Origin of the sequence: Hoyosella rhizosphaerae (assembly GCF_014643175.1) — a bacterium.
GTDB classification, from domain to species: domain Bacteria; phylum Actinomycetota; class Actinomycetes; order Mycobacteriales; family Mycobacteriaceae; genus Lolliginicoccus; species Lolliginicoccus rhizosphaerae.
In genome coordinates this window covers 1-9,652 of sequence record NZ_BMJH01000007.1, presented here as the reverse complement: position 1 = coordinate 9,652, position 9,652 = coordinate 1, and the positions used below count along the sequence as shown (strand labels likewise).

The 9,652-nt window shown below is 56.6% G+C and carries 9 protein-coding genes; all 9 read right to left on the bottom strand.

What is annotated here, in order from left to right; genetic code table 11:
* Positions 1 to 348: 348 nt before the first annotated feature.
* The gene (locus tag IEW73_RS16425; protein ID WP_188678009.1) at positions 349 to 906 is read right to left on the bottom strand and encodes an Rv1363c family protein; all 558 of its coding nucleotides are present in this window, start codon (positions 904 to 906) and stop codon (positions 349 to 351) included.
* 30 nt (positions 907 to 936) lie between these two features.
* Positions 937 to 2,238 carry an MlaD family protein gene (locus tag IEW73_RS16420; RefSeq protein WP_188678006.1) on the bottom strand — a complete coding sequence of 434 codons (1,302 nt, stop codon included), beginning with the start codon at positions 2,236 to 2,238 and terminating at the stop codon, positions 937 to 939.
* Positions 2,235 to 3,185 carry an MCE family protein gene (locus IEW73_RS16415; protein ID WP_188678003.1) on the bottom strand — a complete coding sequence of 317 codons (951 nt, stop codon included), beginning with the start codon at positions 3,183 to 3,185 and terminating at the stop codon, positions 2,235 to 2,237. The genes IEW73_RS16420 and IEW73_RS16415 overlap by 4 nt, the downstream gene beginning before the upstream one ends.
* 128 nt (positions 3,186 to 3,313) lie before the next feature.
* On the bottom strand, positions 3,314 to 4,438 hold the full coding sequence (locus IEW73_RS16410) for an MCE family protein (RefSeq protein WP_188678000.1): 1,125 nt from the start codon (positions 4,436 to 4,438) through the stop codon (positions 3,314 to 3,316).
* A complete protein-coding gene (locus IEW73_RS16405; protein WP_188677997.1) occupies positions 4,439 to 5,494 on the bottom strand; it encodes an MlaD family protein in 1,056 nt (351 codons plus the stop codon).
* A complete protein-coding gene (locus IEW73_RS16400; protein ID WP_188677995.1) occupies positions 5,491 to 6,513 on the bottom strand; it encodes an MlaD family protein in 1,023 nt (340 codons plus the stop codon). The genes IEW73_RS16405 and IEW73_RS16400 overlap by 4 nt, the downstream gene beginning before the upstream one ends.
* Positions 6,510 to 7,844 (bottom strand): MlaD family protein, encoded by a 1,335-nt coding sequence (locus IEW73_RS16395; RefSeq protein WP_188677992.1) that lies wholly within the window; start codon positions 7,842 to 7,844, stop codon positions 6,510 to 6,512. Before IEW73_RS16395 ends, IEW73_RS16400 begins: the two co-directional genes overlap by 4 nt.
* Positions 7,845 to 8,702 carry an ABC transporter permease gene (locus IEW73_RS16390; protein WP_188677990.1) on the bottom strand — a complete coding sequence of 286 codons (858 nt, stop codon included), beginning with the start codon at positions 8,700 to 8,702 and terminating at the stop codon, positions 7,845 to 7,847. It lies immediately after the preceding gene.
* On the bottom strand, positions 8,699 to 9,514 hold the full coding sequence (locus IEW73_RS16385; protein WP_188677987.1) for an MlaE family ABC transporter permease: 816 nt from the start codon (positions 9,512 to 9,514) through the stop codon (positions 8,699 to 8,701). The genes IEW73_RS16390 and IEW73_RS16385 overlap by 4 nt, the downstream gene beginning before the upstream one ends.
* Positions 9,515 to 9,652: the final 138 nt, after the last annotated feature.

The window sequence follows — 9,652 nt, the reverse complement described above, 5'->3', positions numbered from 1 at the left end:
GGATAGTGAACGACACATCCGACCAGATGTTCGTCGACCCGAATGACTTCGTCAGCCCCTCGACCGCGACCTCAACTCCCACGGAACCTCCCAGTTAGGCCACAACACAAAACAGTGTGGGTGGCGTCACCCTAACGCACCCTTGCGATGCACATGACACGAAACGTTACTTCATAGTGATTCGGGACACTACCTGAAGCGTAAAAATTCTCATATTCCTGACATCGACGTGATTGCCACCATGCCTTTTTACGGGCAAATGGAAAGATCTGCGTGCGAAGCCGAATCATTGTTCGGCCTTTCACACACAGATCTTTCCCTAGATTCAATTCTGCGCCGCGTGCAGGGTCAAGCGGGCTGGGCATCTCGCAGAAGCCACTGATCGCCGTCACGCTGCAACGTGATCACAATCCGACTGGGGTCACGGCGACCTGCCGGGTCCTCAATCAGAAGATTTGTGACTTGCTGGTTGAGGAACACAACAACCACTGCCACTTCGTCGGTCAGCTCTTGCACACCCGCATTAGCGACGGTGCCCACAGAACGCGCCTCAGCTGCCAGTATGACTTCGCTGAGCTCTTCGACGATTGATTCGTACTCTTCGGCATATTCCGGCGTAGAAATCGCTTTGACGCCGTTGAGGTTCTCGTCGAGGTTTTCGAAATCGTACGTGCCGAACAATTCCGCGTAGCGACTCGCATCGTCAAGCGCTTCCGCGCGCAACTCCTCAATCGCCAGCAATTGCTGTTGGCCCCGTGAGGCATCCCAATACAGGAACCCCAGGACTGCGCTTACGACCGCAAGAATTGCAACGAGAACGACCGGGATACGGCTTGGCTTGGACGCTCCGCTAGTTTCAGCGGGTGAGTAGCCGTCGCCTACATATGTTTCGGAAATTCTGGTCATCTCCTGAGTTGTGATGTTGCCGGTCAATAGTTACCGCCCACCCTGCGGGATCAGTCCAGCTTCGCGCGCGGCATCGCCAAGCATATCCAAGGCAGCACGTCCCCCTGGACCGATTATCAGTGGGTTCGACACCATCGCTGGTCCGGTTTGAATACCCGGCGATGTGTACCCCACAAGTCCCAGTCCATCTGGCCTCGGTGCTGTAGCCGCACCGCGCTGCGCTAGGTCCTGGCCCGGCGGGCAGAACACGGCCCTATTTGGTTGCTGCTCGTTCGTAACACCAATAGCGCGGCGAGGGGTCTCGTAGTAGCACACGGGCCCCTGGGTGCCGACGATCGTGAACGAGAGAGCGTTTCCACGCGCAATCGTTGCGGCCTTGTTCAAGCCATCTGGGAAGTCGTCCATCAGCGCGATGAGCGCCGACTCGCGATCGCTCAGGATTGGCAAGACGTCAGCAAAGCCGTCGAGGGTTCCTTCAATATTGCCGCGGTTGTCCGCAAGCAGATCAGAAACTCGACGCATAGCACCTGGACCTGTATCGATCAGTGATTCGATGTCAGGTCTTGCATCTAGTAACTGCCGACTCCAAACGCGGAACGTACTGAAGGAAGATGGCATCGTGTCCGATGCATCCGCCATCAACCGCATAGTGGACGGGCCTTGAGTGCCAAGCCATTCCACAGTGTCGCTGTGTTTCTCGAAGACGTCCGCAACGATTCCGACGTTGTCGATGATGTCGCCAATGTCGTCACCGCGCCCCTCGAAAGTCGCTCCGAGCGCTTCAAGCAACGCACTCAGTGATTCGACGTCCAGGGTGTCAACAACTTCGTTAACGGCAACGAGAACTTCGCGGAAGCTGACGCGCTGAAGGGATGGATCAACAATGAGCTCATCACCCGATTGGAGATAGTCACCGGGAACTGATCCTGGTGTAGGGCGAAGTTCAAAGTTCACTAGACCCGCCACATTCAGCGTTGTGGAAACTGGAGTCACCGTGCGTACAACTTCCACCCCCGGGTCGAGACGGAACTTGATCTCGATGGGCAGCGTAACCGGACCATCTTCGGTCTCGATGACGCGTGCTTCCGACGGCGGAATCGGACGCACGGTCTGAATCTCGCCAACAACGACGCCCTGGTAGGTCACCACTGTTCCTGGTCCAAGCCCGCGACCATCGTCAAAGTAGGCTGTTGCCTCAATCGGGCGGTCACCGAGACCTATGGTGCCGAGGCTGAGGAACTGTGCGCCAAGTGCGTACCGAGTCCCTACGGGCAAAATAAACAGTGCAAGCGCCACGAAGAGGGCGAGCTGAACTTTCGTGCTGCGTCTCATTGTCCGCCTCCTGTAGCTGCACCCTGTCCGCCAACGAGCAGCGTGCGCAAAAGCTCTGGAACATCTGCGTCAATGTTGAGACGCAGATAGTCACCCGATCGTGCACCGTCCGCCCTGTTGAGGAGATCCGCTAGTGGGACAATGATCGAGCGGACGTCTGTGCGGTCAAGCGCTTCGAGAAGATTCGCTAGCTCTGTTGGCAACGTCAGCAAGTCCTCTTCCGATGCCGTCATGATGACGTCCAACTCGCTGGCCAGGGTCGCTGTACCACCGAGCAGGTCTGCGATCTCATCCCATTGTTCGATCAGAAGGTCAAATAGTGGCAATGCCGCATCGAGTGTGCGATCAAACGTCTCTTGTTCCTCGGAGATGCGCGTCGCCGCGCTCGAGGCCGCAACCAATGTCCGATCAATGTCGGCACTTCGGGTGTTGAGAATGTCGACAGTTCGCTGCAAAGAGTTCACCGTACGGCGAATGTCGTCGCCGCGGCCACCGATCGCTGCTTCCATTTCGTTCGCAATGATCTCAACGCTCCCGATACCACCGTCGCTCAACACCACGGACAAACTTGCGAGAGCATTTTCAAGGTCTGGTCCACGCGACGTGAAATCTTCTGTCACGCGGTCACCAGCCTCGTATATCCCACCGTTCGGCTCATCAGGAATACGGACCTTGATGTATGGGTTGCCCAGAGTGTTTGGCAACTCCACCGTCATCGTTGTGTTCCGCGGTAGCTCTGCATCACTGTCAAGACTTACTGTTGCGACTGCGATGCGGCGACCATCAGGCGCAATGTCGGTGTTCAGGTCTGAGACTCGACCGAGCAGTCGCTGCCCCATTCGAACCTCAGTGCCCACCATGACGAGGTCGGCAGTTTCAAGTTCGACTTCCAGGGGGTACGTTGCACGACCCTCCACCATGTCAAACGAGATCTCCTGGATACCCATCGAGCATCCTGTCGCCGCGAGCCCGATCGGGACTGCAACAAGTGCAGCAACGAACGACCTAGGTAGCTTGAGCCGCCGTGCATGCGAAAAACGTGAGTGTGGCCCCTGCGCTTTAGCTGTTCTCAACATCAGCGCCCCTCCCTTGCCGCATTTTGCAAGATAGCTCCGATGTTCAGTGGATCGGCCAATCCGATCGGATACGCAATCGGGTTGGTAAAGCCAGCGCCAGTACAGAAAGCCGCCGGTGCGCTGCCGCAGAGTTGCGCAAGTCCTGGGACCTGCTGCAAGTCCGTTGACACGTTGAGTCGGATCCGGGCACTGCCATCGTCGGAGATTCCGCGTTGGAAGTTTTGCCCCATCAAAGGAGCGATGTCGATAATCTCCGCGAGTTCGACAGGGCGGCTCGCTAGGACGTTCGCCAATGTATCTGTGGACTGCAAGACCTGAGTTATTTCCCCACCACGCTCCGTGACTAGCCGATCCGCTTCGTCGAACATGACGCGAATTTGCGAAATCATCGCACCGAGGTCGTTGTCTTGGCGTCCTGCTTCAGCAGCCAGGAGTGTTAGCGAGGATGTGAACTCCCGGATCTGAACCTCGCGGTCGGAAATGAGGCGCGAAATCCTGCCGAAAACCTCAAGGAGTTCGTCGATCTCATCTGAGTTGTTGGCGAGCACTCGTGTCGCACCAGCAAACTCTTCGATCGCGCGGTTTGCCTCAGGTCCAAGCCCGTCGAATACCGAACCCATCCGCTCTAGCGTCCGACGCACATTGCCCAGATCTTCTTCACCGGCCAACGCGTCTGCGAGGTCTTTGGCTGAGGTGAGCAGCATGTCGTAGTCAATTGGGACGTCAGTCCTGTCCAGAGGAATAACGTCGCCGGAGGCGAACTCCCCTACTCGGTCTGCCGGTGGTGGCAACACGAGTTCTACGTAGCGGTCCGCGACAAGTGTTCTGTTTGTAATAAATGCCCGAACATTGGCAGGGATGTGAACGCTGTCATCCACTTCCATCTCGACGCGCACCCGATCTTCCGAGGGAACAATGGCGACGACGCGACCAATGTCTACCCCAAGAAGCCGGACCTCGTTGTCCTGGTACAAGCCCGTTGCTACCGGGAACTCCGCGAATACAGTTTTGCGTTTCTCATTGAAAAACACGAACCAAATCAGGGTGATCACAAGGAGCGCGGCCAACACGATAGCCAGTGGTTTGACGAATCTACTGCGGTTAGCTGTGGAATTGGCACTCATTTATCGGCATCCTTCCACTGCACCGAGCAGGCAGAGCATGTTGTCTGGCAGGACTGCTACTGGTCCGGACACATCTAGCCACGGCCCTGTTCCGGTTGCGTCGGTGAGCGTGCGGAATGCTGGGCCGACTTCGATGAGACTTTGTTCGATTGCATCGGATTCTGCAGCCAACATGGTGGTCACGTCCCTCAAGCTGATAAGCAATCGGTCCCACTCACCAGGCTCCGCAGTGAGAAGTTCCGTCATACGTGCGGACACTGTCTCCAAGTCATTGATCAACCCGCTAATCAATTGCGCACGAGCACCGAGGGTGCCGAACACAACTGCGCCCTGATCAAACAGCACGGTGAGTGTGTCTTGCTGGCGGTCAATAATTTCAGCAAGGTCACGTCCGAGTACGAGAATTTCTTCAATCTGATCACCGTTGTTATTGATGATTCCGGCAGCGTCTGCGAGAGCAGTCACTGCTTCGTCGACGAGTTCCCGGTCGGGGATGGACTGGTAAGCAATGTCAGCGAGATCTGAAAGCTGCTCATAGTCGATCATTTCCCGGTCGGGATCGTCCGTGCGAGTGACGTCGTAGGCACTTCGGGCAATTTCATCGAAGTGGAAGGGTACGCCTGAGCGTTCCAACGGGATTCGACCGTCTGCAAGTGATCCATCGCCGCGCGGACGCACGTCGAGGTAGTACGCACCAAGTATTGTGCGTAGCTTCACTTCAGCTTCAGTTTGATCGCCGAGCGACCGCGACCGGTCAACACGGAACTCCGCGACGACCTGGTCCCCTTCAATTTCCAAAGACTCGACTCGCCCGGCCGGCACACCCGCAACGTAAACGGGATCGCCAGCGGAAATCCCACCGGCACTGGAAAGCACAACGCTGTATCCAGCTGTGCGGATGTTGTAGATCACTGTTGGGAAGAACGCCGCGATTGCGAGGGCGCTCGCAAGGACGATCAGGGCTATCGCACCAATCAACCCTGGCCGGGTTACGTATACCTTTGAGATACCCGATCCAACGAGTTGTTGGTTTAGGTTCTTAATCCACCGGATCATCGGCACACCTCCGACTGGCCGCCGCCAACGAGCGCGAACGGATCGATCTGTTGGCCTTGAGCACTAACGGCAAGGTTGCAGGCATAAATGTTGATCCACGATCCATACTCACCGAAGTGGTTCACTGCCTTACCACCACGCTGCATTGCCTGGAGCAACGCGACGTACTGATCATTGTTTGCGCTCCACTCTTCACTGACGCTGATCGCACCGCGGATGGTGCGTTGCAGCTCAGGAAGTTGAGTATCAAGTAGCGTCGCGAACTTCGACATCGTCGATCCGCCTTGGTCCAGGACTGCGATGAGGTCCGCGTTGCGGCTTGCCATTCGCTCGGTGAGACCAGCCATGCCTTCAATTGCGGCTTCGACGTCGTCGCTGCGTTCCACGATCATTTCCATGGCCTCAGGTAGTCGGTCGGCTAGCACTTCGATCTCGTTCTGCCTGGCCAGCGTGACGTTGGCGACGTCAAGCATTCCGATCAGCATTGATTCAAAAACGTCCGCGTTTCCGTCAAGTGCATCGATGACGGATGCCGAAAGCTCGTTGAGCCGCGGCGGGTCGAGCAAGCGGAATACCGGCCGGAACCCGTTGAACAACTCTGTGACGTCGGTCGGTGGTTTGCCGAGTACCTGGAGTCGGTCTCCACGGTTAAGTTCCGGTGCTCCACCTGGATCAATAAGTCCCATGTAGCGAACACCGAGCATGTCCGCGAACTTCACTTCTGCTCGCGCGTTTTCGGACAGTGTGAGGTCGCGTTCGATCTTGAACGAGACGATTGCTCGTACCGTTCCGTCGTCTTGGCGTTCCCAACCCGTGCCGCTTACTTTGCCAACACGTACGCCGGCGAGAGTGACATCGTCGCCCTTTTTCAAGCTCGTGACGTCAGGAAACTCGGCTTCGTAGGTCGCAGTGCGCGATCCCACTGGCGGACTCAATGTTTGCCAGACACTGACTGACGTAAACAGCACTGCAATAACGAAAGCAGCGAGGCCGACTAAGGCTCCTTTGCTGAGTTTCATCGAACTTCCACCACCGTTCCGCGCACGATTGGTCCGAGCATTGTCGCCGTGGCCGCGCTAGGAGTGGTTCGGGTTTCCGCCGCCGGTGTGGCAGCGCCGCGTGCGCCTCTCATCAACTCCCGTTCTAGAAGTGCCAGTGGGTTGTTTAGAAGAAGGTCGAGATCTTCTGCTTGTGGAACTGCTAGTCCGTCGATCGCCGAGTCAAGTTGCTGCGCCTGAACCGGAAACGCGTCTAACGGTGCAGCTTGCCGAGCAGGGCGTGGTTGTGCGGGACCACAGGTAGGCGAAGACAGACCTGGGTACCGGGCACAATCGGCAGGCGAGTACGGGAAGGGGTCTTCGAGTGTGGCCAGAGCCGTGATGTTTAGACGACCTGCTTGGAAAGCCGGTGCAAGATTGCGTCCAAGATTCCCGAGGCTGTTGAGAACCCCATCCACGCCTTGCCCTTGGTTGAGGGCACCGACTGCGACAGTTCCACTGTCGAGTACAACGATTGTGTCGGCACTGATTGCACTTACTAATCCGGCGGTGTCGCGGGTGAATGTGCTGCCAGCAACAAGGAGCTGACGCAAACCTGCTTCGCGCTCGTTGAGCATGTCAGCAAGTTCCGCACTCTGGTCTAGCGTGACCACTAGATCCGGGAGCGACTGGTCAACATTCTCTGCAATTCGCCGAATATTAGGTATGACGTCCCCATCGATCATGGGGTTTACTGCATCGAATAGGTCGCCCGCGCGAACAATGAGGTTTCCTAGGTCTTCGCCTCGTCCTTCCACACCAACGCGAAGCTCTCGAAGACCTTCGAGTGACCCCTCGATGTTCAACTCATATACCGCGCGCATGACTTTTTCGTATACGTTGTACAGCTCGCGCGCATCTGGTCCGGTGTCGAGTCCTAGAACGTCTCCGCGTTCAGCCATGACAGTTGACCGCTCGCTGGCTGCAACATCGTGAGGAGCTACAAGGTGTACCTCGTTGTCGCCGAAGATCGTGCGCGGAACAATCCGCGCGAGTGCGTCATTCGGCATGTTTGCGAGAACATCGCGATCTACCTGAAGTTCAACGCGCGATATCTCTTCATCGAAGTCACCCATAACACCGACTTCAATATTCGATACGCGTCCAACAATGACGCCTTCATATCGCACGGCATTGTTTGAGCCAAGCAGGAGGCCTGACTCACGAACGCCCTCGCCTGGAACATCAATTGCCGAGGGTACGTCGACGTACACCTTCGGGGATTGATCAAGTGCACCCGCACCGCGTGCAATGAGGAGGGTGGAGATGACCACCAGGAGTATCCCAAAAATTAGTCCACGAATTGACTTCATTTACTCAAGCCCCATTCCTGGAATTGTTGGTGTTAGTCCGTATAGACCGAACACCAGCACCATTGCTGCCAGTGCGATTGTCAAGATTGTTGTGCGAACGGCGGTACCAGCAGCCCGGCCGACGCCTTCAGGACCACCGCCCGCGTTATATCCATACGAGCAGCAGATCACCGCGATGATGATCGCGAAAATCACTGTCATCAGAATCGAATACGCGAAATATTCTGGCGTGATGGATTGTCGGAAGTAGTAATCGTAGGTTCCTGACGATTCGCCGAGCATCCCAACGATCACGAACCGAGACGCGAGGTACGCGCCAAGCAGACCCACCATGTACACCGGTGCGATCACGATGAGCATCGCCAGCATGCGCACAGTTGCTAAGAAGGTAATTGACGGCACGCCCAGTGTGTCGAGAGCGTCAATTTCGTCTGACACACGCATCGACCCGAGTTGGGCAGTAAAGCCTGTTCCCACCTTGGCTGCGATTGCCAGCGACGCGATCAAAGGTGCGATTGCCTGGGTGTTAGCGATTGATCCCGCCAACCCGGACAACGCCGTGAAGCCGAGCAGGCCCAAGGCGCGGTGGATTTCGATGGAAACCATGACCGCGGCGACAATTGCCATTCCGCCAACGACACCGATTGTGCCGCCACCGGATAGCAGCGATGCCTTACCAAAACTGATATTGCCGACTTCAGTCAGAATGTGTTTCCGGTACCGCGCGATCGCCATCGGAATCCCAGCGAACATTTTCACACCAAACATGATGTGTCCGTCGAGACCTTCAAAACTTCCTTTGAGCCGCCCTAGTGTGGCACCTGATGCTCTTTTAAGTCGGATCCGTGTGTCCGTCATATGTACTCCCCGACTGCCGGTACTACCACGATGTACATCTGGGTAAGCACCACGTTGATCACGAACACGGCGATGAACATCATCACCACTGATTCGTTAACCGAGTTTGCGACACCTGCCGAACCGCCGCGGGTTTGTGTTCCCTTGAACGCTGCGATCACCGAACACGCAACTCCGAAGCAGAACGACTTGAACATTGCCATCACGAAGTCCGTCGTTCGGCCATATGCCTGGAGGGTCAGCAGGAAGCCACCCTGGGATTCACCTACGCCTACGACTTGATAGGCGTAGGTAAATAAGATTCCCGAGAACGACACGATCGCGCACATAGACAGCGCAACGAACACCAACGCGAAGACGCGAGGAACGACTACGCGCTCCACAACGTCGACGCTCATAACCTGCATTGCGTCGATCTCTTCACGAATGGTGCGGGCGCCAAGGTCTGACACGATCGCGGCGCCACCGACACCAGCCGCAATGAGCGCGGTCACGAGTGCGGCCGCCTGACCGATGATGACGAACGCCACCACCGCGCCTGAGTACTGCGCAGCACCGATACGACCAGCGAGGCCACCCATCATCACGGCGATGACAACGCCGATCGGCAACATCAAAAGTAGTGATGGCCAGAAACACACACGCACAAGAAAGACGGACTGTCCAACAAACTCGGCAAGTGGGAAGCGGCCGCGGAGAATTGCGGCGAGACCCGTCAGGAATGTTTGTGCCGCAAAGGTGACAAGAGCACCGATCTCATTCACTGCATCAGCGATGAGACCCTTTTTCTTGGATACGACTTCAACTGTCACTGGGCAACCCCGTTTCGGCTACTGACGAGGAGGTTTTGGCTTTCCATCATCGAGCGCTCCTGGCTTCAGCTTGCTCAGCCTCATACTCAGCCAACTCCTGCTCAATCGCACGACGCGCAGGCTCAGGCAACTCATCCA